The organism is Enterobacter cloacae complex sp. P6RS (assembly GCF_014982245.1).
In the GTDB taxonomy this organism is placed as follows: Bacteria; Pseudomonadota; Gammaproteobacteria; order Enterobacterales; family Enterobacteriaceae; genus Enterobacter; species Enterobacter bugandensis.
In genome coordinates, this window is the sequence record NZ_JADCLB010000050.1 from 1 (window position 1) to 470 (window position 470).

Sequence of the window (470 nt, forward strand, 5' to 3'; positions counted from 1 at the left end):
CTTTAAAAGAAGACAGTGTAGTAAGTTGTCTGGTATCTAAGCCAAATTTTTTATACTGACCGAGTGTAAACTCAGGTACTAATATCCCTTCTTTTGAACGATCGAAGAAGACATCTCTTGTATCGACTTTCACATTATTAAGTTTAATTTCTACTCGATAGTTCCCGGGGGCATTACTGCCCTTGCGTGAAAAAACTGTTAAATCAATAGGTGTTTGCTCTGGATTTCCAATTTGCAACGCTGTGGCATTAAATTTTTCAGAAGCACATACTGTGGTTGCCCCAGCCAAAAATATGATGATACATCCTCTGTACAAAAAGATAGCCATTTTAAGCACCCGTCAAAATATCAGCGCTTTGTATTTTTTGCTGCTCCCACCAAAGTCATTTATTATTTGCCAGGTTATCTCCTTTCCATTAATTGAATTGGGCAAGCTATAAGAGTAACTATCATATGGGGCTATCATTGTA

2 protein-coding genes are annotated in these 470 nt (G+C 37.2%); both read right to left on the reverse strand.

Annotation, left to right across the window (positions count from 1 at the left end; genetic code table 11):
- On the reverse strand, positions 1-328 hold a 328-nt coding region (locus tag INF73_RS21755; protein ID WP_193547323.1), incomplete at its 3' end, for a FimD/PapC N-terminal domain-containing protein.
- Positions 329-340: 12 nt separating this feature from the next.
- Positions 341-466, reverse strand: coding sequence for a hypothetical protein (locus tag INF73_RS22310; protein WP_227414415.1), 126 nt, complete (start codon positions 464-466; stop codon positions 341-343).
- Positions 467-470 lie beyond the last annotated feature (4 nt).